Source organism: Pseudomonas sp. SWI44 (assembly GCF_002947915.1).
Lineage (GTDB): Bacteria > Pseudomonadota > Gammaproteobacteria > Pseudomonadales > Pseudomonadaceae > Aquipseudomonas > Aquipseudomonas taiwanensis.
The window spans coordinates 2,892,831-2,917,570 of record NZ_CP026674.1; the positions used below are offsets into that span (position 1 = coordinate 2,892,831).

22 protein-coding genes are annotated in these 24,740 nt (G+C 62.8%); 10 read left to right on the forward strand and 12 right to left on the reverse strand.

The genetic code is table 11. The features are described from left to right. Positions 1-50: 50 nt before the first annotated feature. The 7 genes from C4Q26_RS28100 to C4Q26_RS13635 all read right to left on the reverse strand — a co-directional run bounded on the left by C4Q26_RS28100 (position 51) and on the right by C4Q26_RS13635 (position 8,366). On the reverse strand, positions 51-224 hold the full coding sequence (locus tag C4Q26_RS28100; RefSeq protein ID WP_023382731.1) for a hypothetical protein: 174 nt from the start codon (positions 222-224) through the stop codon (positions 51-53). Then, positions 221-1,333: a PepSY domain-containing protein gene (locus tag C4Q26_RS13610; protein ID WP_023382730.1), complete on the reverse strand. Its 1,113-nt coding sequence runs from the start codon at positions 1,331-1,333 to the stop codon at positions 221-223. The genes C4Q26_RS28100 and C4Q26_RS13610 overlap by 4 nt, the downstream gene beginning before the upstream one ends. Before the next feature lie 106 nt (positions 1,334-1,439). Beyond that, entirely contained in the window at positions 1,440-3,875 is a 2,436-nt protein-coding gene (locus C4Q26_RS13615) for a TonB-dependent siderophore receptor (protein WP_023382729.1), read from the reverse strand. A 160-nt stretch (positions 3,876-4,035) separates the two neighbouring features. Next, the gene (locus C4Q26_RS13620) at positions 4,036-4,992 is read right to left on the reverse strand and encodes a FecR domain-containing protein (RefSeq protein WP_104883176.1); all 957 of its coding nucleotides are present in this window, start codon (positions 4,990-4,992) and stop codon (positions 4,036-4,038) included. Then, positions 4,989-5,507, reverse strand: a complete 519-nt coding sequence (locus tag C4Q26_RS13625) for an RNA polymerase sigma factor (protein WP_104881116.1) — start codon at positions 5,505-5,507, stop codon at positions 4,989-4,991. Before C4Q26_RS13625 ends, C4Q26_RS13620 begins: the two co-directional genes overlap by 4 nt. Positions 5,508-5,721: 214 nt before the next feature. After that, positions 5,722-6,432, reverse strand: coding sequence for a PolC-type DNA polymerase III (locus tag C4Q26_RS13630; protein WP_104883177.1), 711 nt, complete (start codon positions 6,430-6,432; stop codon positions 5,722-5,724). Continuing rightward, positions 6,429-8,366 (reverse strand): DUF294 nucleotidyltransferase-like domain-containing protein, encoded by a 1,938-nt coding sequence (locus C4Q26_RS13635; protein WP_104883178.1) that lies wholly within the window; start codon positions 8,364-8,366, stop codon positions 6,429-6,431. Before C4Q26_RS13635 ends, C4Q26_RS13630 begins: the two co-directional genes overlap by 4 nt. A gap of 186 nt (positions 8,367-8,552) precedes the next feature. On the opposite strand from C4Q26_RS13635, the gene C4Q26_RS13640 reads away from it, so the two are divergent. Further along, entirely contained in the window at positions 8,553-8,996 is a 444-nt protein-coding gene (locus tag C4Q26_RS13640; RefSeq protein WP_027907320.1) for a response regulator, read from the forward strand. A gap of 109 nt (positions 8,997-9,105) precedes the next feature. Here the strand turns inward: C4Q26_RS13640 and C4Q26_RS13645 are convergent, their stop codons facing one another. Next, complete coding sequence (locus C4Q26_RS13645) at positions 9,106-11,283, reverse strand: malate synthase G (protein WP_023382723.1); 2,178 nt, start codon at positions 11,281-11,283, stop codon at positions 9,106-9,108. A gap of 441 nt (positions 11,284-11,724) precedes the next feature. Here C4Q26_RS13645 and C4Q26_RS13650 point away from each other — a divergent pair, with 441 nt between their 5' ends. Further along, complete coding sequence (locus C4Q26_RS13650) at positions 11,725-12,243, forward strand: glycine cleavage system protein R (protein WP_023382722.1); 519 nt, start codon at positions 11,725-11,727, stop codon at positions 12,241-12,243. 224 nt (positions 12,244-12,467) lie between these two features. On the opposite strand, the gene rarD is transcribed toward C4Q26_RS13650, so the two are convergent. The 4 genes from rarD to C4Q26_RS13670 form a co-directional block, all read right to left on the reverse strand. Further along, entirely contained in the window at positions 12,468-13,355 is an 888-nt protein-coding gene (gene rarD, locus C4Q26_RS13655; RefSeq protein ID WP_104883179.1) for an EamA family transporter RarD, read from the reverse strand. A 64-nt stretch (positions 13,356-13,419) separates the two neighbouring features. After that, a complete protein-coding gene (locus tag C4Q26_RS13660) occupies positions 13,420-14,394 on the reverse strand; it encodes a serine/threonine protein kinase (RefSeq protein WP_023382720.1) in 975 nt (324 codons plus the stop codon). A 98-nt stretch (positions 14,395-14,492) separates the two neighbouring features. Further along, positions 14,493-15,257 carry a TOBE domain-containing protein gene (locus tag C4Q26_RS13665; protein ID WP_023382719.1) on the reverse strand — a complete coding sequence of 255 codons (765 nt, stop codon included), beginning with the start codon at positions 15,255-15,257 and terminating at the stop codon, positions 14,493-14,495. Positions 15,258-15,312: 55 nt separating this feature from the next. Further along, positions 15,313-16,065: a ComF family protein gene (locus C4Q26_RS13670; protein WP_104883180.1), complete on the reverse strand. Its 753-nt coding sequence runs from the start codon at positions 16,063-16,065 to the stop codon at positions 15,313-15,315. 90 nt (positions 16,066-16,155) lie between these two features. Between C4Q26_RS13670 and bioB the strand changes: the two genes are divergently transcribed. From bioB to C4Q26_RS13710, 8 genes are all read left to right on the forward strand, one after another. Then, positions 16,156-17,214: a biotin synthase BioB gene (gene bioB, locus C4Q26_RS13675; RefSeq protein ID WP_027907316.1), complete on the forward strand. Its 1,059-nt coding sequence runs from the start codon at positions 16,156-16,158 to the stop codon at positions 17,212-17,214. Between the two features lie 2 nt (positions 17,215-17,216). Continuing rightward, a complete protein-coding gene (gene bioF / locus C4Q26_RS13680; protein WP_023382716.1) occupies positions 17,217-18,389 on the forward strand; it encodes an 8-amino-7-oxononanoate synthase in 1,173 nt (390 codons plus the stop codon). Beyond that, positions 18,382-19,113 carry an alpha/beta fold hydrolase gene (locus C4Q26_RS13685; protein ID WP_023382715.1) on the forward strand — a complete coding sequence of 244 codons (732 nt, stop codon included), beginning with the start codon at positions 18,382-18,384 and terminating at the stop codon, positions 19,111-19,113. Before bioF ends, C4Q26_RS13685 begins: the two co-directional genes overlap by 8 nt. Then, on the forward strand, positions 19,106-19,924 hold the full coding sequence (bioC, locus tag C4Q26_RS13690) for a malonyl-ACP O-methyltransferase BioC (RefSeq protein ID WP_023382714.1): 819 nt from the start codon (positions 19,106-19,108) through the stop codon (positions 19,922-19,924). The genes C4Q26_RS13685 and bioC overlap by 8 nt, the downstream gene beginning before the upstream one ends. Before the next feature lie 10 nt (positions 19,925-19,934). Then, positions 19,935-20,615 (forward strand): dethiobiotin synthase, encoded by a 681-nt coding sequence (gene bioD, locus C4Q26_RS13695; protein ID WP_104883181.1) that lies wholly within the window; start codon positions 19,935-19,937, stop codon positions 20,613-20,615. Positions 20,616-20,728: 113 nt separating this feature from the next. After that, on the forward strand, positions 20,729-21,025 hold the full coding sequence (locus tag C4Q26_RS13700; RefSeq protein WP_104883182.1) for a pyrroloquinoline quinone biosynthesis protein PqqE: 297 nt from the start codon (positions 20,729-20,731) through the stop codon (positions 21,023-21,025). A gap of 367 nt (positions 21,026-21,392) precedes the next feature. Then, a complete protein-coding gene (locus C4Q26_RS13705; protein ID WP_023382711.1) occupies positions 21,393-23,198 on the forward strand; it encodes a phenylacyl-CoA dehydrogenase in 1,806 nt (601 codons plus the stop codon). 204 nt (positions 23,199-23,402) lie between these two features. Continuing rightward, a complete protein-coding gene (locus C4Q26_RS13710) occupies positions 23,403-24,686 on the forward strand; it encodes a diguanylate cyclase (protein ID WP_027907312.1) in 1,284 nt (427 codons plus the stop codon). Positions 24,687-24,740 lie beyond the last annotated feature (54 nt).

Sequence of the window (24,740 nt, forward strand, 5' to 3'; positions counted from 1 at the left end):
AATGAGCCGTCGAGCATGGCGCCTGCCGGCGATACAGGCGTGTTAGCCGATTACCTCCACAGGGCACGAACCCCGAGCCACGCCGGGATGCCCAGTCCCAGCCAGGACAGTGCATCCCAGGCGCCATCCCCGAGCAGCGCCGCGAACAGCCCGGCTGCGCCCAGCGCGGCGATAAGGCTTGGCCAGGCGAAAATCCGCTGGGTCGGTTGCGACTTGTGGCTCATGCACGCTCCTTCTTGCCGTTGCGTTGCTTGCCCCACCACAGGTACAGGCCGCTGCAGAGCACGATGATGGTCAGGACATCGAGCACAGCCCACAGCAGTTGCATCGGACGTCCACCGTAGTCGCCGAAGTGAAGGGGTTGGGACAGGCCCATGGCATCCATGTACCAGGGGCGTTCGCCGATGGCAGTCACTTGCAGGGTCTGAGCATCGATCAGCACCGGGGTGAGCAGGTGCGAGGTCAAATGCGTCGCGCCTTTCATGAATACTGCATAGTGGTGTTCGCTGGAGAAGCGGGTGCCGGGAAAGGCGATGAAGTCCGGGCGCATGCCGGGTGCGGCCTGTTCGGCGATCGTCAGCAGGTGCGTCGCCGGGGCTCGCTGGGTGAGAGGTGGAGCATCCCGGTACGGGGCGACCATGGCGGCCAGGCTGTCGTTGCGCCAGGCGGCGATTACCAGGTCGGACAAGGCACTGATCACGCCGGTGACGCCCACCGTCAGTGCCCAGGCCAGGGTGACGATGCCGATCAGGTTGTGCAGGTCGAGCCAGCGCAGGCGGCGTGATTTGTCGTGGCGTACGGTGGCGAATTCCAGGCGACGCATGAATGGCGCGTAGAGCACGGTACCGGAAACGATGGCGACAACGAACAGCACGCCCATGAAAGCCAGCAGCAGCTTGCCGGGAAGCCCGGCGAACATGTCCACATGCAGGCGCAGCAGGGTCATCATCACGCCGCCATTGGCTGCGGGCATGGCCACGGCTTCGCCGGTGCGTGCATCGAGCATGAAGGTGTGCGACGCGTTGGGTTCTGTCCCGGCAGTGGCGGCCATGATCGCTACCACGCCATTGCGTTCGTCATCTTCGTAGCCAACGTACTGCATGACTTCGCCGGGACGGTGTTGCTCAGCCTTGAGCACCAGTTGTTGCAGGTCAAGGTGCGGGGTATCCGCTGGCATTTCGCGCAGTTCAGGCGCGTCGCCAAGCAGGTGTTCCAGGTCGTGGTGGAAGATCAGCGGCAAACCGGTGAGCGCGAGCAGCAGCAGGAATAGGGTGCAGACCAGGCTGCTCCAGGTGTGGATCGCCGACCAGCGGCGGATGGTTTGGCTTTTCATCTGGGTTCCGGTTTTTGGTCTGATGGACCCTGGGTCTGCGCTGCAGCCCAATCGCCGGCAGGCCGGCGCCTACTGGGCGATGGGGCTGCACGGTGGCCCCGGGCGGTCAGAACTTGTAATTGACGCTTGCCACCACGTTGCGCTCGTCGCCGTAGTAGCAGTAGTAACCGTCACAGGTCGACAGGTAGTCCTTGTTGAACAGGTTCTTGGCATCCACCGCCACGGTCACGCCCTTGAGCGTGCTGTTCACGCGGCCCAGGTCGTAGTGCACCGAGGCGTCGTAGACGGTGTAGGAACCTACGTGGCCCCAGTCGGTGTTGGTGGTATTGCCGTAGGTATCGCCCACATAGCGAACGCCCACGCCCACGCCAAAGCCGTCGAGCAGGCCTTCGTGCCAGGTGTAGTCAGCCCAGGCCGTGGCCTGGTTACGTGGAACCTGGGCCATGCGCTTGCCTTTCTCGCCGTCGTTGCCTTTGACGATTTCACTGTCGTTGTAGGTGTAGGAGCCAATCAGCTTGAGGTTGCGGGTGACATCCGAGGTGGCTTCCAGCTCCAGGCCTTTGACCCGAACTTCGCCAACCTGTCGGGTTACGCCGCCTTCGGTTACCGACATGTTTTCCTGGGTCAGGTCGAACACCGCTGCGCTGAGCAGGGTCTTGCTGCCTGGGGGTTGGTACTTGATACCCAGCTCGTACTGCTTGCCTTCGGTTGGCTTGAAGCCATCGGTGGCGTTGACCGTGGCGCCGGCGGCCGCCTGGAACGACTCGGCATAGGAGAAGTATGGGGTGATGCCGTTGTCGAAGACGTAGCTCAGGGCTGCGTTGCTGCTGAACTTCTTGTCACGCTGGGTGTTGGTGGCATCGCCTTTGTTGTGGAAGGTCGTGCCGGTGTGTACCCAGTCCTGGCGACCACCCAGGGTCAGGCGCCAGTTGTCCAGGGCCATCTGGTCCTGGATGTACAGGCCGGTTTGCTGGGTCTTCTGGTCGTAGTCGTACATGTCGAAGTACTCGACGTTCGAGAAGTCCTGCCCGTAGATGGGGTTGTGGATGTTGCTCGGCGGTACGCCGTTCGACCCCCAGCGCCAGCGGGCATTGCTGTCGGAACGCTGGTGGTCGAGGCCGAGCAACACGGTGTGGCTCAGTGCACCCGTCTGGAAGTCGGCCTGGAAGTTGTTGTCCACCGCGAACTGGCTGATGTCTTCCTCGACGATACCAGCGGTACGTTGCACCGTGCCGTCGGCACTGACCGCTTCATCCGGGCCGGCTGGCCAGATCGAGCCGCCAGCGGTGATGCCCTTGAAGTCCAGCTCGTTGCGGGCATAGCGCAGGTTCTGGCGGAACTGCCAGGTGTCGTTCAGGCGGGTTTCGAAGGCATAGCCCAGGTGATAGTAGGTGCGGTCGTAGGATTCCCAGTCCGGGTCACCCAGGTTCTTGTGGTGCGAGATCTTGCCCGCCGGGCTGTCGAGCTTGGTGCCTTGCAGGGGCAGGAACTGGCCGGTGATGCCCGTGTCGTCACGGGTGTACTGGGTGATGAAAGTCAGCTTGGTATCGTCGTTGATGTTCCAGGTCAGGCTGGGGGCGATGTTGTAGCGCTTGTCTGGAATGTGATCGACCGGCGAGTTGCTGTCGCGAACGGTGCCGCTGACGCGATAAAGGAACTGGCTTTCGTCGTCGATCTTGCCGGTGCTGTCGAAGTTGATCTGCTTGTGTTCGTTGCTACCCGCTTGAAGCTCTACTTCGTGGCTGCTCTCGAACTGTGGGCGACGGGTGGTCATGTCCAGCAGGCCACCGGGTGGCGTCTGGCCGTAAACCGACGAAGCCGGACCGCGCAGTACGGCGATACGCTCAAGGTTCCAAGGTTCGATCTTGGGGGTGGCGTAGTTGCCCTTGGGCAAGGGCAGGCCATCGAGGAACTGGGTAGGCACGAAGCCGCGCACCAGCAGCCAGTCGCTGCGCGAATCCGAGCCATAGCCGCTGCTTTGCACACCGGCGGTGTAGCGCAGGGCGTCGTTAAGGTTGAGCACCGGGCGGTCTTCCATCTGCTGACGGGTGATCACCGTGACTGAACGCGGCAGTTCGGCGATGGCTGTGTCGGTCTTGGTACCGGCTGCGGTGCGGGTGGCGGTGTAGCCATCGACCGGGCCCCACGCGCTTTCATAGGCGGCGTTGGCATTGATGGCGGTTTCCGGCAGCGCCAGGGTGCCGTCCGGCGTGGCCACCAGGCTGTAGCTGCCGACGCTGCTCTGCTGCAGTTGCAGGCCAGTACCCCGCAGGGCCGCCTGCAGGGCGCCAAGGCCATCGTACTGGCCACTGACGGGAGCCGAATTGCGGCCACTGACCAAGGCCGGGTCGATGGCCAGGGCAATGCCCGACTGGCTGGCGATCAGGTTGAGGGTGGTGGCCAACGGTGCGCTAGGCAGGTCATAGGCACGCAGGGTGGACTGTTCGGCAGCGAACAGGGCTGGGCTGGCCAACGGGGCGGCCAGGCCGATGGCCAGGGCCATTACGCTGGGGCGCAGGAAACGATCAACAGCACGGGACATGCAGTGGCTCCTCGACGAATAAGTGCTAACTGCTTCCTTGCCGAGCGAGATTTGGAAAGTGACAGGGGTCGTCTGAAAAAAAGTGAGAATTATTTAGAAATCGTTTTCGCTCGCCACGGGTCATGGCCGGCAAGCCGGCGTCTGCAGGGGGAGCGCAGGGTTACTTGGCTTTGACGGTCACCCACCACGGTGTATGCCGCTCGATCTTCACCGGCAGTGCCGGTATCAGCGAGGCCAGGGCCAGGTCGGTATCGTGCAGCGGGAAGCTACCGGTCACGCGCAGGTCGGCGACCTCGTCGTCCATCCCCAGGTGGCCGTGGCGGTAGTGGCCCAGTTCGGCGAGCAGATCGGCCAGGCGCACGTTGTCCACCACCAGCATGCCACGGGTCCAGGCGTCGGCGCCGGCTGGCACCGGGGCGACCTGGCCTAGGCCATCGGCATGCATCAGCACCTGCTGGCCTGCGGCCAGGACGTGTTCGTCACCGCTGTTGCGTGGCATCGCCGCGACCGACGATTGCAGCACCTCCAGGCGTGTGCCATGGGCTTCGCGGCGTACCAAAAAGCGCGTGCCCAGTGGGCGCAGGCGGCCATCCTCGGTGCGCACGAGCAGTGGGCGAGGGTCGGCGTGGCCGGTTTCAACGGAAATTTCGCCTTCATGCAGTACCAGCACGCGCTGCTCGCCTTCGAAGTCGATATCCACAGCGGTATGTGTGTTCAGGCTTAGCAGCGTGCCATCTTCCAGGCGCAAGGTGCGCAGCTCGCCGGTGGCGGTACGTTGGTCGGCCAACCAGTAATGTGGCGATAGCGACGGCGCGGTCGCCCAGGCCAGCAGGGAGCCGAGCAGGAACATGCTGGCCAGGCCGCCGCCGACCTTGCCGATACGTCGCCTGAGGCCTACCCGCGACTGCACCAGGGCCTGGCGCGCGGGGCCAGCGGCGGCGCTGACGCGTTGGTCCAAGGCCCCCAGCTGTTGCCAGGCGCGGGCATGTTCTTCGCTGGCTGCATGCCAGCGCATGAAGTCATTGCGTTCATCGGGTGTGCTGCTGCCGCTGTCCAGGCTCAGTTTCCAGGTGATGGCGGCGTCGAGAACACGGGCCGAAACCGGTGAGTTATTCACGTCGGCTCCCCGTACAGCGCCACATAGCACTGGCGCATGCCTTGGGCGATGTACTGCCGTACCCGCGACACCGAGACCCCCAGGTGCGCGGCGATCTCGGCGTGGCCCATGCCGTCCAGGCGATTGTGCAGGAACGCCGCGCGGGCCTTGCTCGACAGTTTGCCAAGTAAGCGGTCGATGGCCTTGAGGTCTTCCAGGATCAGCAACTGGACTTCCGGTGCGGGCTGCTCGGCCTCCGGCACGCGCGCAAGCTCTGCCAGGTAGGCCTGTTCCAGCGCAGCGCGGCGGAAATGGTCGAACATCAGGCCTTTGGCGATGGCGGCCAGGAAGGCGCGGGGTTCACGAGGGCTGTCCAGTTGCTCGCGGCCCAGCAGACGCACGAAGGTGTCCTGGCTCAGGTCTTCGGCACGCTGGCGGCATGCCATGCTGCGTTGCAGCCAGGCGAGCAGCCAGCCGCGATGGTCGCGGTAGAGTGCTCCAACCAGCTCGGCGTGTGGGCTCTGTACAGACGACAAGCAGCGTCCCCCGGAACGAATGCATTAACTAACGATAATTATTCGCGATTGTTGCAGAGCCGAGGGGCGGGGTGCAATGGACGCTTATCGGAATGCCAGTATGGGGGCGTCATGTGCCGGTGAGGTCGGGCGCCGCCTGCGCGGCGCATCGCGAGCGAGGCTCGCGCCTACGGGTGTGTTGTGCGTTGCACGCGCAGGCTCGATGGCTATCTCACTAAAGACCGTAGTGATGAGCCTTGCGCCGACGCATCACGCGCAAGCGCTGCTCCAATTGCAACGGGCTATCCAATTTCTGGCGGCGGGCCTGGCTGAACAGGATCAGGGCCAGCTCGGCCGTCGCCTGGGCATCGGCACTGGCATGATGACGTTCGTCCACTTGCAGGCCGAAGCACGCCAACCAGTCGTCCAGGCTGGCTTCGCGCAGCACGGTGTCGGGGTTGAGCAGGGGGGCCAGTTCGGCAATGTCCATGAAGGGATGCTGCAGGCGATAGCCAAGACTTTCCTTCAGCGAGCGGGCCAACATGCGTTGATCGAAAGGCGCATGGAAAGCCAGCACCGGGCTGTCGCCAATGAACTCGAGAAGGTCGAGCAATGCTTCGGCCGGGTCGCATCCGGCAGCCAGGGCGCTAGGGCCGAGGCCGTGGATCAGCACGCTGGCGTTGGTCTTGTGCTCCGGGCGGCGCAAGGTGCGCTCGAACTGTTGGGCAAAGTCGATGGCGCCATCCTCGATCGCCACCGCGCCGATCGACAACACCTGATCGCGGTTGGTGTTCAGGCCGCTGGTTTCCAGGTCCAGCACCACCCAGCGCTGCTCACGCAGGGTACAGACGCCCAGCGGCGCAGGCTTGGGCAACTGCGACAGGCGCTGGCGCAGCGAGGCCTCCAGCAGGGGCGCGTTGGGGCGCAACCAGGTGAACAGGCTCATAGCTGGTACCGCAAGGCCAGGCTGCTTTGCAGGCGCTGGGCCTGGCGCAGGGACTCGCGCAGGATGCGTCGGTCCAGGTGGTTGAGGCTGTCCGGGTCGAGACGGTTGGAATGCGGCAGGTTTTCGCGAGTCTGGCGCTGGTGCTGCTGCATGCGGGTTTGCTGGATGAAGTGGTAAGCCTCTTCGAACGCGGCGCCATCGAGCGGTTCGATGATGCCTTTGTCGACCAGCTGGCGCAGACGCTCGAGGGTATTGCAAGCGCCGATACCATTGGCCAGCGCCAACAGCCGTGCGCCGTCGACGAAGGGCGTGAGTCCCTGGACCTTGAGGTCGAGGGTGGCGGCTTTGTCGGTTCCTTGGCGAGTCAGCACGAACTCGCGCAGACGGCCCACTGGCGGGCGCTGGCGAAGGGCGTTTTCGGCCATCATGCGTTGGAAGATACGGTTGTCGGCGACCTGTTCGAGAAGGCCCTGACGCAACTGTTCGCAGCCCTGCTCGTCACCCCAGACCACGCGCAGGTCGAAGTAGATGCTCGAACCCAGCAGGTTTTCCGGACTGGCTTCACGAACGAAGCCGGCGAAGCGGCGCGCCCACTCGCTGCGCGACAGGCACAGCGCGGGATTGCCGGCCATGATGTTGCCTTTGCACAGGGTGAAGCCGCACTGGGCCAGGCACTGGTTGATGTATTGCGCCAACGGTAGCAGCCGGGCGCGAATGGCATCGGCCTCGGCGCTGTTGGCGGCCTCGAACAGGATGCCGTTGTCTTGGTCGGTGTACAGGGTTTGCTCGCGACGGCCCTCGCTGCCAAAGCACAGCCAGCTGAAGGGCACCCCGGGGTCGCCGCGTTCGGCCAGGGCCAGTTCGATGACTCGGCAGACTGTATGGTCGTTGAGCAGGGTGATGATCTGGGTGATCTGCGTCGACGACGCGCCATGGGCGAGCATGCGCTCGACCAATTGGCCGATTTCACCGCGCAGGGACACCAAGGTTTCAAGACGCGGTGCGTGGCGAATGGTCCGGGCCAGGTGCACGAGGTCGACCCGTTGCAGCGAGAACAGGTCGCGCTCGGACACCACGCCACACAGCCGACGGTTTTCCACCAGGCAGACATGGGCGATGTGCCGTTCGGTCATGGCGATGGCCGCATCGAAGGCCGAGGACTGCGGGTTGAGATAGAACGGTTTGGTCGTCATGTGCCGATCGATCGGCGCACCCAGGTCGGCATCGGCGGCGGCCACCACCTGACGCAGGTCGCGCAGGGTGAAAATGCCTACCGGGTAGCGTTGCGGGTCGACCACCACGATGCTGCCGACCTGCTGCTCGTGCATCTGCCGCACGGCATCGCGCAGGGGCGTGTCAGGGGGACAGACAACCGGGTGACGCATGGCCAATTCGCCCAGCGGCGTGTTCAGTGAGTACTGCGTGCCCAGCGTCTCCACGGCGCGCTGACGTACCTGCTGGTTGAACTGATCGAGCAGGCTGCTGACGCCGCGCAGGGCAAAATCACGGAATACGTCCGACAGCGAGAACAGGCGAATGAACGCTGCTTTGTTCAGTTGCAGGCAGAAGGTGTCCTCACCGGCCAAGTGCTCGGTGCGGGTGGCCCGCTCGCCCAGCAGGGCTGCCAGGGGGAAGCATTCGCCGCTGGTAATCTCGAAGGTGGTTTCCACACCTGGCTTGACCAGGTGCTGGCGCTCGCCCACTACGCGGCCCTGCTTGACGATGTAGAAATGCTCAACGGGGCCATCGGCGGGTTTGAGGATGCTCTCCCCCTCTGCATAGAAACGCAGTTGGCATTGTTCCACCAGGTAGGCCAGGTGGCTATGTTCCATCTGGTTGAACGGGGGAAACCGCTGCAGAAACTGCAACGTGCCCTGAATGTTCTGCAGAACAGCCGTCCTGCCCGCCTGGCTGTAGGCGTCCTTTTTGCTCATGAAACTGACCGTATCGCTACGCCGAACTATATATATCTATATAAGTGTCGGCCTTGTTGTTCTCTGCCTCCATGGTCGGCCGACGGCGGTGTGGTGCCCATTGGACGTAAGTCTATGGAGCGTTTGTGAACAACCTCACAAGGCGTTGTCCTAGCGAAGGGACGAGATGTTTCTGACGAGATGATCATGGTTGAGCATGACGACATCCTGAGTGACGCCGAGCGCGAAGCGCTGGCCGTGTTGAGTGCGCCTGTCGCGCCCAAGCCGGTGGTGCTGGTCGTGGACGACGATCCGGTGAACAGCGAGGCGCTATGCCTTTATCTGAAAAGCCGGGGCATTGACTGCATGAAAGCCGATGGTGCGCAGGAAGCGATGTTCAAACTGCACTACGAGCCGAGAATCGCGCTGATGATCACCGACTTACGCATGAAGCCTAAGGACGGTCTGGAGTTGATTCGACAAATCCGACAGTCGGAGCGGGCGGCGTTGTCGATCATCGTGGTCTCGGGGGACACCGATGTGAAAGAGGCAGTGGACGTGATGCACCTTGGGGTGGTGGATTTCCTGCTCAAGCCGGTGGACTTGGGCAAGTTGCTCGACTTGGTGAAAAGAGAACTGCGGATCGAATGATGATGCATCCGTGAAAAGCAATCGCGGCGAGCCGGCTCCTACAAGTTCGCGGTGGACCCTGTAGAAGCCGGCTCGCCGGCGAAGGGCTGCAAAGCAACCCTTTTATTGCTTACAAACCGTTACGCGCCTTGAACTCGCGACGACGACGGTGCAGCACTGGCTCGGTGTAGCCGTTGGGCTGCTTGGCACCTTCAACCACCAGCTCGACAGCCGCCTGGAACGCGATGTTGTCATCGAAGTTTGGCGCCATCGGACGGTACTGGGCGTCACCTGCGTTCTGCTTGTCCACCACTGCGGCCATGCGCTTGAGGCTTTCCAGCACTTGCTCCTGGCTGACCACGCCGTGGCGCAGCCAGTTGGCCAGCAGCTGGGCCGAGATGCGCAGGGTGGCGCGGTCTTCCATCAGGCCGACGTCATTGATGTCGGGCACCTTGGAGCAGCCTACACCCTGGTCGATCCAGCGAACCACGTAGCCAAGGATGCCCTGGGCATTGTTGTCCAGCTCGTTGCGGATCTCTTCGGCCGACCACTGGGTGTTGGCCGCCAGCGGGATGGTCAAGATGTCGTCGACCGAAGCCGGCGTACGCGAAGCCAGCTCGCGTTGGCGCGCCTGAACGTCCACCTTGTGGTAGTGCAGCGCATGCAGGGTGGCCGCGGTCGGCGAAGGCACCCAGGCGGTGTTGGCGCCAGCCAGCGGGTGAGCGATCTTCTGCTCGAGCATGGCCGCCATCAGGTCAGGCATGGCCCACATGCCCTTGCCGATCTGCGCACGGCCTTGCAGGCCGGTAGCCAGGCCAACGTCGACGTTGTTGTTCTCGTAGGCGCCGATCCACTTCTCATTCTTCATGGCGCCCTTGCGCACGACGGCGCCGGCTTCCATGGAGGTGTGGATCTCGTCGCCGGTACGGTCGAGGAAGCCAGTGTTGATGAACACCACACGCTCAGCGGCCGCCTTGATGCAGGCCTTGAGGTTGACCGTAGTACGGCGCTCCTCATCCATGATGCCGACCTTGACGGTGTTGCGCGGCATACCCAGCAGGTCTTCGACACGGCTGAAGATCTCGGCGGCGAAGGCGACTTCTTCGGGGCCGTGCATCTTCGGCTTGACGATGTAGACGCTGCCGGTGCGGGTGTTCTTGCGGGTGGTGTTGCCCTTGAGGTTGTGCAGGGCGATCAGGTTGGTGAACAGACCGTCCTGGATACCTTCCGGAATCTCGTTGCCTTGGGCATCGAGGATTGCCGGGTTGGTCATCAGGTGACCAACATTGCGCACGAACAGCAGCGAACGGCCGTGCAGGGTAACGCTGCCACCGTTCGGCGCGGCGTACTCGCGATCCGGGTTCATGGTGCGCGTGAAGGTCTTGCCGCCCTTGGTCACGCTTTCAGCCAGGTCGCCTTTCATCAGGCCCAGCCAATTGCGGTAGACGATGACCTTGTCGTCGGCATCGACGGCGGCGACCGAGTCCTCGCAGTCCATGATGGTGGTCAGTGCCGACTCCATCAGGATGTCTTTCACGCCTGCGGCGTCGGTGCTGCCAACAGGAGTGCTGGCGTCGACCTGGATTTCGAAGTGCAGGCCGTTGTGCTTGAGCAGCACGGCGGTCGGGGCCGCGGCGTCGCCGTGGAAGCCGATCAGTTGGGCGTCGTCACGCAGGCCGGTGTTGCTGCCGCCCTTGAGCGAAACGACCAGCTTGCCGCCTTCGATGCGGTAACCGGTGGAGTCGACGTGGGAGCCAGCAGCCAGTGGCGCGGCTTCGTCGAGGAAGGCGCGGGCGAAGGCGATGACCTTGTCACCACGGACCTTGTTGTAGCCCTGGCCTTTTTCGGCACCGCCTTCTTCGCTGATGGCATCGGTGCCGTAGAGCGCGTCGTACAGCGAACCCCAGCGGGCATTGGCGGCATTCAGGGCGAAGCGAGCGTTCATCACCGGCACGACCAGCTGTGGGCCGGCCATGTGGGCGATTTCTTCATCGACGTTTTGCGTGGTGGCCTGGAAATCGTCGGCTTGTGGCAGCAGGTAGCCGATTTCCTGGAGGAAGCTTTTGTAGGCGACGGCGTCGTGTGCCTGGCCTTTGCGTGCCTGGTGCCAGGCGTCGATCTTGGCTTGCAGCTCGTCACGCTTGGCGAGCAGGGCTTTGTTCTTCGGAGCGAGGTCATTGATGATCTTCTCGGCACCGGCCCAGAATTGCTCGGCGACGATACCGGTTCCCGGAATGGCTTCGTTGTTGACGAAGTCGTACAGGGCCTTGGCGACCTGAAGGCCACCGACTTGAACGTATCCAGTCATTGCTTGCCTCACCTCTGCTCAGCTATTTCGCTCTTCTTTATTAAGCCTGTAGCGCTTCTCTAAACACGGCACCAGTGCATGCCCGAAGGCGGCTGGGTGCGGCCTGCCAGATAGCCTGGCAAGCAGTGTACGTATTTTCACAGGCGCCTTGGCAGACATCCAAACAACACATTTTGTAGTCCGCGCCACGGCATACTACATGAAGCAGTAGACGGGGGAAAATCAGACTAAAAGCGTCGTTGTGCGACCAATTGGTCGCATAGGGTCACGCTGGGAGTGGGTATGTTCGCAAAAAACGGGTGGATTGTTCCAGATAAATCTTGAAACAGTACACGATTTGTTAGTCGGACTGTCCTGCGGCAGGTTGCCGCGCCTTGCCTATACTGAGTCGATCCCCCCGATTCTCGCCGCCCGCGGCGGCATTTTGCTGAGGAATGGCCTGTGGACCATCTTGTACTGACCGTGATTGCCCCTGACAAGGCCGGCCAGGTCGAACGTATCGCCAAATGCATCGCCGACCATAGCGGCAACTGGTTGGAAAGTCGCATGTCGCGCATGGCGGGCCAGTTCGCAGGGATTCTGCGGGTGGCTGTACCGGCGGAAAATTACGATGAGCTGGTCGAGGCGCTGCAGAAGCTGGCCAAGCACGACATTCGCGTGTTGATTGCTGAAAGCGGAATCGAACCCTCGTGCACCTGGAAGCCGATCGCCATGGAGCTTGTGGGCAACGACCGGCCGGGGATCGTGCGGGATATCACCAAGGTGCTGGCCGAGCTGGGCGTGAACCTCGAACGCTTGAGCACCGAGGTCAATCCGGCGCCGATGAGCAGTGAGCCTCTGTTCCGCGCCGATGCCTTGCTGGCATTACCGTTGACGCTGTCGCTGGATGAATTGCAGCAGCGCCTGGAAAGCCTGGCCGACGATCTGATGGTGGAGTTGAAGCTGCGTCCGGAGGAATGACGTGGCTTGTGGGTTATCCCGTTTTCACGGGGACGGCCCTGTGGATAACCTGGGCGCATCATTCTCCGGCCCAGGCGGGCCGAGGCTTGCACAGGTTTGATCAAAAAATGCCCAATAATCAGGAGCTTGTGCACAAAGCACGGGGACGAGGGTGTGGATAACCTTTGGAGATGTTTCTGCAGGCCAGGCGCGGCGAGGCCTGCAGGATTTTGATCGTTTTTTGATCAGGCGCGTTTGCGCAGGCTGAGCCAGGCATCGACGCTGTAGATGGCCAAACCGGCCCAGATGCAGACGAACGCCATCAGGTTGCTCGGTGACAGGTGCTCATCGAACAGCAGTACTGCCTGCAACAGGACTAGCGTGGGCGCCAGGTACTGCAGGAACCCCAGCGTGGTGTAGGGCAGGTGACGTGCAGCGGCGTTGAAGCACACCAGCGGTACCAGCGTGACCGGGCCTGCCGCCATCAGCCACAAGGCTTCGCTGCTGGCGTAGAACGAGCCCTGGGCGCTCATCGCCGTGGGGTTCAACAGCAACCAGCTCAGCGCCAACGGCACCAGCATCCAGGTCTCCACCACCAGGCCCGGCAGCGCTGCCACCGGGGCTTTCTTGCGGATCAGCCCATAGAAACCGAAACTCAAGGCCAGCGCCAACGACACCCAGGGCAGGCTGCCGACCTGCCACACCTGTTGCGCCACACCCAGCGCCGCCATGCCCACCGCCAGCCATTGCAGGCGCCTCAGGCGTTCCCCCAGCAACAGCATGCCCAGCAGCACGTTGATCAGCGGGTTGATGTAGTAGCCCAGGCTGGCTTCGAGCATGCGCCCGTTGTTCACCGACCACACGTAGGTCAACCAGTTGGCGGCGATCAATGCCCCGCTGACGGCGAGAATACCCAGGCGTTGCGGATTGTCGCGCAGCTCGCGCCACCAGCCTGGATGCTTCCAGACCAGCAGCAACAGCGAGCCGAACAGCGCCGACCAGAGTACCCGGTGGACGATGATCTCGACGGCGGGAACGCTCTGGATTGCCTTGAAGTAGAGTGGAAACAGGCCCCAGATGATGTAGGCACCAAGGCCCAGTAAATACCCGCGACGCGGGTTTGCAGCGTGCATGCAGAATCCTTGCTTAGGTAGCTAAATAGCGCAGCGGCTATTGTAGACAGACGCCGCTGTGCATCTAGAACAATTTCAGCACGGGTTCATCCAGCGCTGCTATCTGTTCGCGCAGCGCGAGGATCTGGTCGCCCCAGTAACGTGGTTGGCCGAACCAGGGGAAGCTCGGCGGGAACGCCGGATCGTCCCAGCGGCGGGCCAGCCAGGCGCTGTAGTGCAGCTGGCGCAAGGCGCGCAAAGGCTCGATCAACGCCAGTTCGCGAGGATCGAAGTCATGGAATTCGTTGTAGCCGTCGATCAGTTCGGCCAACTGCCCCAGGCGCTCCTCGCGACTGCCGGCGAGCATCATCCACAGGTCCTGAACCGCCGGGCCCATGCGGCAGTCGTCGAGGTCGACCACGTGATAGACATCGTCGCGGTGCATCAGGTTGCCGGGGTGCAGGTCGCCGTGCAGGCGAATCAACGCGTGCGGGGTGCGAGCGTAGATGTCTTCGACCCGCTTGAGCAGGTCGCGGGCCACGGACTCGAACGCGGGCAATAGCTCACGGGGCACGAAGTTGCCGTCCAGCAGCGTCTTCAGCGAGGCATGGCCAAAGTTGTCCACGGTCAGCGCTTCGCGGTGCTCGAACGGACGCGCTGCGCCTACTGCGTGCAGGCGGCCGAGCAACTGGCCCAGGCGATAGAGCTGGTCGAGGTCGCCAGGCTCTGGGGCGTGGCCGCCGCGGCGGGGGAACAAGGTAAAGCGAAAGCCCTGGTGTTCGAACAAGGTCTTGCCGTCGTGTTGCAGAGGGGCGACAACGGGCACCTCGCACTCGGCGAGCTCGGCGGTGAAGCGGTGTTCTTCGAGGATCGCATCGTCGCTCCAGCGGCCTGGCCGGTAGAACTTGGCGATCAGGGGTTGCGACTCTTCGATGCCCACTTGGTAGACGCGGTTTTCGTAGCTGTTCAGGGCCAGCACCCGGGCATCGCTGAGAAAGCCTAGGCTTTCCACGGCGTCCAGGACCAGGTCGGGCGTGAGGGTGTCGAAAGGGTGGGACATGAAAGCTCCGAGAGAGTGCGGCGTAAGGCAATAGTACCAGTGCTGCCACTGGCCAGTGCCGGCTCCATGCTTCACCACACTTCCTGTGGCGCGGCAGGCTATACCGGAACGCCCAGCAGAACATGCGACGGTTTGAATTGCACGCGCACCCGGTTGCCTGTGGTCACCTTCTGGCGCGCTAACCACTGCGCTTGGGCAAAGGCGCACAAGGTCTGCCCATTGCCCAGTGCCAGGCGTACTTCGCAAGGGCCTTGCTCGTCGGTCAGCACATCTTCGACCACTGCTGTCAGGCAATTGCTGCCCACTTCTACCTTGTCCTCGTCACCCAGCAACTGTACCCACCCAGCCTTGAGCAGCGCCACGACCGTGGTGCCCAAGGTCAGCTCCAGGCGGTCGGTGCTGTCATGGGTAATCAACGCCTCGATTTCCAAGCCCCCACCCAGGGCCAGGCTCACGCGGTCATGCCGGCCTTCACGGCGCAGGCCGCTGACCTGGCCTTGCAGTTGATTGCGTGCACTGGTACGCAGCATCAGTCGGCCCAACAGGTCAAGGTCGCCGGAGTCCTCGGCTGCCTCCAGGAACTGCGCCTGCAATGCTTGCAGGCGTTGATAAAGGCGCAGCACCCGCTCGCCTTCTGCCGACAGGCGGGCGCCGCCGCCGCCGCGCCCACCCGTGCTGCGCTCGACCAGCGGTCGGCTGGCCAGGTTGTTGAGCTCATCGATGGCGTCCCAGGCGGCCTTGTAGCTGATACCGGCAGCCTTGGCGGCGCGGGTGATCGAGCCTTGTTCGGCGATATGTTGCAGCAGGGCGATGCGCTGGGGGCGCCGGGCGATGTGCTGGGTGAGCAGGGCAGGTAGGGGCATGGCGAAACGCGCTTGATGATCAATGAAGGGACGTTGCCTGCCGGACCGGCAGCAGTCAAGTTCCCGCCTGCCAGCCTCGGTCGGGCTTTGGCGTGCGGGCCAGGCAGTAGACATCGACCCGCCGCGCGCCCGACTTGCGCAACGACTGCGCGATGGCTTGAGCCGTGGCTCCGGTGGTCAACACGTCGTCGACCACCGCGATATGCAGGTTCTCGACCGCTCGACCTCGCCCCACATTGAACGCCCCCCGCAGATTCTGTCGACGCGCCTTGGCGTGCAGATGCTGTTGCGCAGGTGTATCGCGTACCCGCTGAAGGAGTCGTTCGTCACAGGGAATCGCCAGTGGCACGGACAGCCAGCGCGCCAGCATGCCGGCTTGATTGAAGCCGCGCTCGCGCTGTCGACGTTTGGCCAGCGGCACAGGCAACAGCAGGTCGGGTTTTGCCAGCCCTTCGTCGTAGCGATGCTGCAAGCCATGGACGAGCAGTTCGGCCATCAGTCGACCTAGCGGCCACTGTTGGTTGTGCTTGAAGCGACTGATCAACGTATCCACCGGGAAGCCGTAATGCCACAAGGCAACCACCTGAGCGAATGCCGGAGCTCGCCGGCAGCACTGGGCGCAGGTCAGCCCCGGCATGGGCAAAGGCAGGGCGCAGCGTAAACAGCAGTCGTGCAGCCAAGGCAGTTCGTGCTCGCAGGCGACGCAGATGGGGTGGGGTTGCTCACTGGCTTCGTCACACAGCAAACAGGCGTGGTTAATATTTAGACACTTGTAAACCAGTTGTTTTATGAGTGGTTGACAGTACATGGGCCTTCCGTGACTATGCGAGCTATCCGTGATGCGCTGGCGGGCCGTTCCTGTCCCGGCGCTAGAAACAGCCTAAACAAGGAAACGCCGATGAGCGCCAGCACAACTGCAACAACACGTCACGACTGGTCCCTGTCCGAGGTCAAGGCGCTGTTCCAGCAACCGTTCAACGACCTGTTGTTCCAGGCGCAGACCGTGCATCGCGCGCATTTCGACCCTAACCGCGTGCAAGTCTCCACGCTGTTGTCGATCAAGACCGGCGCCTGCCCTGAAGATTGCAAATATTGTCCACAGTCCGGCCACTACAACACCGGGCTGGAAAAACAGAAGCTGATGGAAGTGCAGAAAGTCCTGGAGGAAGCCGCTCGGGCCAAGGCCATTGGCTCGACCCGTTTCTGCATGGGCGCGGCCTGGAAGCACCCGTCGGCCAAAGACATGCCGTACGTGCTGGAGATGGTCAAAGGCGTCAAGGCCATGGGCCTGGAGACCTGCATGACCCTCGGCAAGCTCGACCAAGAGCAGACCAAGGCCCTGGCCGAGGCAGGCCTTGACTACTACAACCACAACCTCGACACCTCGCCGGAGTTCTACGGCAGCATCATCACCACCCGTACCTACGCTGAGCGTCTGCAGACCCTGGCTTATGTGCGTGATGCAGGCATGAAGATCTGCTCGGGCGGCATTCTTGGCATGGGCGAGTCGCTGGACGACCGCGCCGGTCTGCTGATCCAGCTGGCCAACCTGCCGGAGCATCCGGAATCGGTGCCGATCAACATGCTGGTGAAAGTCGCCGGTACCCCGCTGGCCGATGAAGACGACGTAGACCCGTTCGACTTCATCCGCATGCTGGCGGTCGCGCGTATCCTCATGCCCAAATCCCATGTACGCCTTTCCGCCGGCCGCGAGCAGATGAACGAACAGATGCAAGCGCTGGCCTTCATGGCCGGTGCCAACTCGATCTTCTATGGCGAGAAGCTGCTGACCACCGCCAACCCGCAGGCCGACAAGGACATGCAGCTGTTCGCCCGCCTGGGCATCAAGCCAGAAGCGCGTGAAGAGCACGCTGACGAAGTGCACCAGGCGGCCATCGAGCAGGCGCTGGTCGAACAACGCAGCAACGAGCTGTTCTACAACGCCGCGTCGGCCTGAGCATGGCCTTCGATCTGGCGGCGCGCCTTGCCGAACGGCGCGCCGCAGACCTGTATCGGCAGCGGCCATTGCTGGAAAGCCCGCAAGGGCCGGAGGTAGTGGTCGATGGCCAGCGATTGCTGGCCTTCTGCAGTAACGACTACCTGGGCCTTGCCAATCATCCTGAAGTGATCGCCGCATGGCAGGCTGGCGCCGAACGTTGGGGCGTCGGTGGCGGGGCATCGCACCTGGTGGTGGGCCACAGCACGCCGCATCACGAAGTCGAAGAGGCCCTGGCCGAGCTGACCGGGCGCCCGCGTGCGCTGCTGTTCTCCACCGGCTACATGGCCAACCTTGGCACCATCACCGCATTGGTGGGGCAGGGCGATACGGTGTTGCAGGACCGCCTGAACCACGCCTCGCTGCTCGATGGCGGGTTGCTCAGCGGCGCCCGCTTCAACCGCTACCTGCACAACGATCCGGTCAGCCTGGCCAGCCGCCTGGACAAGGCCGTCGGCAACACCCTGGTGGTGACCGACGGGGTGTTCAGCATGGATGGCGACCTTGCCGACCTTCCGGCGCTGGCCGACGTTGCCCGCGCCCGCGGAGCCTGGCTGATGGTCGACGACGCCCATGGCCTGGGTACGCTGGGCGAGCAAGGCGGCGGTATCGTCGAACATTTCGGGCTGGGTGTCGACGACGTGCCGGTGTTGATCGGTACCCTGGGCAAGGCCTGTGGCACGGCTGGGGCTTTTGTCGCAGGCAGTGAAGCGCTGATCGAGGCGCTGGTGCAGTTCGCCCGCCCATACATCTACACCACCAGCCAACCCCCCGCATTGGCCTGCGCCACCCTCAAGAGCCTGCAGCTGCTGCGCCGCGAAACCTGGCGTCGCGAGCACCTGGCGGCTTTGATTCGTCAGTTCCGCCAGGGTGCCGAGCAGATCGGCCTGACGCTGATGGACAGCCCTACGGCGATCCAGCCGATCCTGATCGGCGAAAGCGCCCAGGCTCTGCGCCTGTCGCGCATGCTGCGAGCGCGTGGCCTGCTGGTGACGGCGATTCGTCCGCCCACCGTGCCGGCCGGCAGCGCCCGGCTGCGCGTGACCTTGAGCGCTGCGCACAGTCAGGCGCAGGTCCAGCTATTGTTGAATGCATTGGCCGAGTGTTATCCACAGTTGGAGGCCGCCGATGCGTGATCGCCTGATTCTTCTGCCCGGCTGGGGACTGGGTACCGCTGCCCTGGAGCCGCTGGCCGCCAGCCTGCGTGCGCAGGACCTGCGCCTGCACGTCGAACTGATGCCGCTACCAGAGCTGGCCGACACCAGCGTAGAGGCATGGGTCGATTACCTCGACCGCAAGTTGCCCACCGATACCTGGCTGGGCGGTTGGTCGTTCGGTGGCATGTTGGCCAGCGAGCTGGCATGCAAGCGAGGCGACCATTGTTGCGGGTTGCTGACCTTGGCCAGCAACCCGAGTTTCGTGGTGCGTCCCGATTGGCCCCATGGCATGCCGAAGGACACCTTCGGCACCTTTCTGGATGGCTGTCGCAGCCATACCCAGGTGACCCTAAAGCGTTTCCGTAGCCTGTGCAGCGAGGGTGCGCAGCAGCCACGCACGCTGTTGCGCCAGTTGGGCGTGGGGGTTCCGGATACCGATCCGTTGTACTTGGCCAGTGGCCTGGAAGTGCTGGCCGAGCTCGATACCCGCGTTGCACTGGAAGCCTATGGTGGCCCGCAGTTGCACCTGTACGCCGGCAGCGATGCCCTGGTGCCGGTCGAGGCGGCAAAAGCCCTGAGCGAACTGCTGCCCGACGTGGAAGTCGGCCTGGTCGAAGACAGTTCCCACGCATTCCTGCTGGAGTACCCACAGGAACTGGCGGCGGGTATCAAGAGTTTCCTGCATGAGAGTGGTGATGACTGACCTTTCCTATCCAAGCCTGCCAGGAGCCTTGCCCGACAAGCGTCAGGTGGCGGCTTCATTCTCCCGCGCAGCGGCCAGCTACGACAGCGTCGCGGCTCTGCAACGTGCGGTGGGGGTGAGCTTGCTGGACCAGATGCCCGATGGCCTGAGCCCATCGCGCTGGCTCGACCTGGGCAGCGGCACGGGTCATTTCAGTCGCGTGCTGGCCGAGCGTTATCGGGCTGCAACCGGTGTGGCTGTGGATATCGCCGAAGGCATGTTGCACCACGCCCGTGGTGAGCAGGGTGGGGCGTGCTACCACGTGGCCGGCGACGCTGAACGACTGCCGCTGCGAGACACCAGCATGGACTTGGTGTTCTCCAGCCTGGCAGTGCAATGGTGCGACCAGTTCGCCTGTGTCCTGGACGAAGTTCGCCGTGTCCTGCGTCCGGGTGGGGTGATGGCCTTCAGCAGCCTGTGCGTCGGTACGCTCGGCGAACTGCGTTCCAGCTGGCAGGCGGTGGATGGCCTGGTGCATGTCAATCGCTTCCGCCACTTTGCCGATTACCAGCGCCTGTGTGCCAGTAGCGGGCTGGAGCAAGTCAGCTTGCAGCAACGGGCGCATGTACTGCATTACCCCGATGTGCGCAGCCTGACCCACGAACTCAAGGCCCTTGGCGCCCACAACCTCAATCCGGGCCGGCCCTCGGGCCTGACCGGTCGTGCGCGCATGCAGCGTCTGCTGCAGGCATACGAAGCGTTCCGTCAGCCGCAGGGGCTGCCAGCCACCTATGAGGTGGTCTATGGTGTTTTGCGCAAGCCAGAGGTGTAAGGGGAGCCAGATGAGCCAGGCCTATTTCATTGCCGGTACCGATACCGATGTGGGCAAGACCACCATTGCTGCCGGGTTGTTGCACGCGGCCCGTCTCCAAGGGCTGAGCACCCTCGGTGCCAAGCTGGTGGCTTCTGGTTGCAGCGTCACACCCAAAGGGCTGCGCAATGCCGACGCCCAGGCATTGATCGACGAAAGTTCGATCAAGCTGGCGTACGAAGAGGTCAACCCGTTTGCCTTCGAACCTGCCATTGCGCCACATATAGCGGCGCGCGAGGCCGGCGTTGCGCTGCAAGTGCCGGTGTTGCTCAAGGCCATGCGCCATGTGCTGGACCAGGGGGCGGACTTCACCCTGATCGAAGGCGCAGGAGGATGGCGCGTGCCGCTGTCCAACCTTGACAACCTGTCGGACCTGGCAATTGCCTTGAAACTGCCGGTGATCCTGGTGGTAGGTGTGCGTCTGGGCTGCATCAATCATGCGCTGCTCAGTGCCGAGGCCATCTCCCGGGACGGTCTGCAACTGGCGGGCTGGGTGGCCAACATCATCGATCCGCGCACATCGCGACTGGAAGAAAACCTCGCCAGCCTGGCGGAGCGCTTGCCAGCACCGTGCCTGGGCCGGGTGCCGAAACTGAAGCAGGCCTCTGCCGATGCCGTGGCTGAACACGTGCAGTTGGACTTGCTGGACTGAGATGCCCATCGCCTATCAAATGGCACTGAGCCATTAGGGATTTAAACGAGCCTTTTTGCCCTTGGCCTGCTTTAATTGGCCCTGTTCCTATCCAGCGTCAATGGAGTCCTGACATGGAAATCACCGGTAGCTCCGCTTTCTACGCGGGCCTTGGCAGCATTCAGGCCGGGCAGAACCGCGTCGACCAGGCCGCCAGCCAGATTGCCAACAGCACTGTCGAGCGTGCGGCCACCAGCCAGTCCAGCGACTATCAGGCCGAGCGCCTGCGTGCGGTCGACCGCAGTCAGCAGATGGACCTGGCAACCAGCGCCGTGCAATTGGCCCTCGGCAAACAGGAAGTCGAACTGGGCGCAAAGGTGGCAAAAGCTTCCGACGAAATGCTCGGGCGGTTCATCGATACCTACGCCTGATCTGGCGTCGTCCAAGGTGTGGCCAGCCCCTTCTGGGCGTTGCGCCATGGCCTTATCGCCGGCAAGCCGGCGCCTGCACTCGTGCGGTGAACTCATGCGGGAGTGACCTTGCGTCGCCAAAGGGCTGCGAGGCCGCCCCGAGGACAGGTCGTTCCCAGAAGAAAATTACCCCCACTCAACCAGGTTCGACCCTATTTATCAGGGCGTGGCGTAAATGCCATTTTTCGCGGCATAAATGGCACCATGGTCCCGTCTTGACATTAGGCGGTGCTAAACGTAAGTTTCAAACAACTGTTTGATCGAAAGCCGCCAAGAGCTGGTCGGTATAAGCGGTCTTCCCCAGAACTCATCACAGAGGTTCATCGCAATGCCTGATTACAAAGCCCCCTTGCGTGATATTCGCTTCGTTCGCGACGAGCTGCTCGGCTATGAGGCGCACTATCAGAGCCTGCCGGGTTGCCAGGACGCCACCCCTGACATGGTCAACGCGATCCTGGAAGAAGGCGCGAAATTCTGTGAAGAAGTACTGGCCCCGCTCAACCGCGTTGGCGATCTGGAAGGCTGCACCTGGAGCGAGTCGGGTGTGAAGACCCCGACCGGCTTCAAGGAAGCCTACAAGCAATTCGTCGAAGGCGGCTGGCCGAGCCTGGCGCATGACGTCGAACACGGCGGCCAAGGCCTGCCTGAGTCGCTGGGCCTGGCGCTGAGCGAAATGGTCGGTGAGTCGAACTGGTCGTGGGGCATGTACCCAGGCCTTTCCCATGGCGCGATGAACACCATCTCCGCGCACGGCACGCCTGAGCAGCAGCACACCTATCTGACCAAATTGGTCAGTGGCGAGTGGACCGGCACCATGTGCCTGACCGAGCCGCACTGCGGCACCGACCTGGGCATGCTGCGCACCAAGGCCGAGCCTCAGGCCGACGGCACTTATAAAGTCAGCGGCACCAAGATCTTCATCTCGGCCGGTGAGCACGACATGGCCGACAACATCGTCCATATCGTCCTGGCCCGCCTGCCGGATGCGCCGGCTGGCACCAAAGGCATCTCGCTGTTCATCGTGCCGAAGTTCCTGCCTAATGCCGACGGTGGCGTCGGTGAGCGTAATGGCGTGAGCTGCGGCTCCATCGAACACAAGATGGGTATCCACGGCAACGCCACCTGCGTGATGAACTTCGACGGCGCTACCGGCTACCTGATCGGCCCAGCCAACAAGGGCCTGAACTGCATGTTCACCTTCATGAACACTGCACGTCTGGGCACCGCGCTGCAGGGCCTGGCTCACGCCGAAGTGGCCTTCCAGGGAGGCCTGAAGTACGCCCGTGACCGGCTGCAGATGCGTTCGCTGACCGGCCCGAAAGCGCCGGACAAGGCAGCCGACCCGATCATCGTCCACCCTGACGTGCGCCGTATGCTGCTGACCATGAAGGCCTTCGCCGAAGGCAACCGTGCGATGGTGTACTTCACCGCCAAGCAAGTCGACATCGTCAAGTACAGCCAGGACGAGGAAGAGCGCAAGAAGGCCGATGCCCTGCTGGCCTTCCTCACTCCGATCGCCAAGGCATTCATGACCGAAGTCGGCTTCGAAGCGGCCAACCACGGCGTGCAGATCTACGGTGGCCATGGCTTCATTGCCGAGTGGGGCATGGAGCAGAACGTGCGCGACAGCCGTATCTCCATGCTGTACGAAGGCACCACCGGTATCCAGGCTCTCGACCTGCTGGGCCGCAAGGTGCTGATGACCCAGGGCGAAGCGCTCAAGGGCTTCACCAAGATCGTGCACAAGTTCTGCCAGGCACAGGAAGGCAACGAGCGCGTCAAGGAGTTCGTCGAGCCGCTGGCTGCACTGAACAAGGAGTGGGGCGAACTGACCATGAAGGTCGGTATGGCCGCCATGAAAGACCGTGAAGAAGTGGGTGCCGCTTCGGTGGATTACCTGATGTACTCCGGCTATGCCTGCCTGGCTTACTTCTGGGCCGACATCGCCCGCCTGGCGGCCGAGAAACTGGCGGCAGGTACCAGCGAAGAGGCGTTCTACACCGCCAAGCTGCAGACCGCGCGCTTCTACTTCCAGCGCATCCTGCCCCGCACCCGTGCCCATGTGGCCGCGATGCTGTCCGGTGCCGACAACCTGATGGCGATGAAGGAAGAAGATTTCGGCCTGTCCATCTAAGCCTGTTCATCGGTATAAAAAAACGCCTGCCTCACCGGCAGGCGTTTTTTTTTGTTTCCGGCTCCTAAAGATTCAGTAACAACAAAAGCTCAAGCCCTCCACCCCTGCGGCCGTTAAACACGCCGTGTATTCATCTATTCATGTGCGCTGCCGATGAAGTAAGGGCACAATGCCATTATTGATCTGCCGGGTCGGAGATTACCCTTGTTTCGTCTAAACGCTGTACGCGCGAGCCATTTCCTGCCTTCGCTGTTTCTCTTGTTGTCGGGGCTCGCGGCGGCGTATGTGAGAGACCTCAGCGTCTTCTTCACTTCGCTGTTCAATGTTCTACCCACGTTGGTGCTGCTGTTGGGGGGCGCCTACTGCGCGGTATACCGCCGCCAGCGCGAGCTGTTCCTGATGGTGACGGTATACATCGCCTATTTCCTGCTCGACACCCAGACTGATTTCTACCGTGACAACGGCCGGGTGCGCGAAGACGCGGCGGTGATATTCCACCTGGTATGCCTGTTGTTGCCTGCGTTGTTCGGCTTGTTTGGCGCCTGGCAGGAGCGCACGCACCTGGCCCAGGACCTGCTCGCCCGGTTTGCCGTGCTGTTCGCCGTCGGCAGCGTCGCGGTGGCGCTTGAGCAGAGCTTCCCCAAGGCGCTGCTCGCCTGGCTCGCCGAAATTCGCTGGCCGGCGCTGCATGGCCAGTGGATGAGCCTGATCCAGATGGTCTACCCACTGTTCGTAGGGGTATTCGTCCTGTTGGTCGTGCAGTACCTGCGTGAACCCAGGCCGTTGCATGCCGCGCAGATCATCGGCCTGATCGGCATCTTCTGGATGCTGCCCAAGACCTTCATCCTGCCGTTCACCCTGAACATCATGTGCAGTCAGGTGATGCTGATGATTGCCGCGGCAGTGTCCCATGAGGCCTATCAGATGGCCTTCCGGGATGAGTTGACCGGGTTGCCGGGGCGCCGTGCGTTGAACGAACGCATGCAGCGGCTGGGTCGCAACTACGTGATCGCCATGACCGACGTGGACCACTTCAAGAAGTTCAACGACACCCACGGCCACGACGTCGGCGACCAGGTGCTGCGACTGGTCGCCAGCCGTTTGTCCAAGGTGACCGGCGGGGGACGAGCCTATCGCTACGGCGGCGAGGAGTTCGCCTTGGTGTTCGCGGGCAAGACGGCCGAAGAGTGCCAGCCGCACCTTGAGGCCGTGCGTGAAATGATCGCCAACTATGCTATGCAACTACGTGATCAGAGCAGCCGCCCCCAGGACGATTCTGCCGGTCGGCAGCGGCGCGCAGGCAATGCGGCCACCACGGTATCGGTGACCATCAGCATCGGTGTGGCCGAGCGGCTGGTGGAGCACCGTAACCCAGAGGAAGTGCTCAAGGCCGCTGACCAGGCGCTGTACAGCGCCAAAGGCGCGGGGCGTAACTGCGTCATGGTCTACGGGCAACAATCGCGACGCGGGGCTGTTCGGATGGCGTGACCAGAGCTGACTATTCGGTCGCTTGATGACCCTATGTCTCGCAAAAGTTGTTCG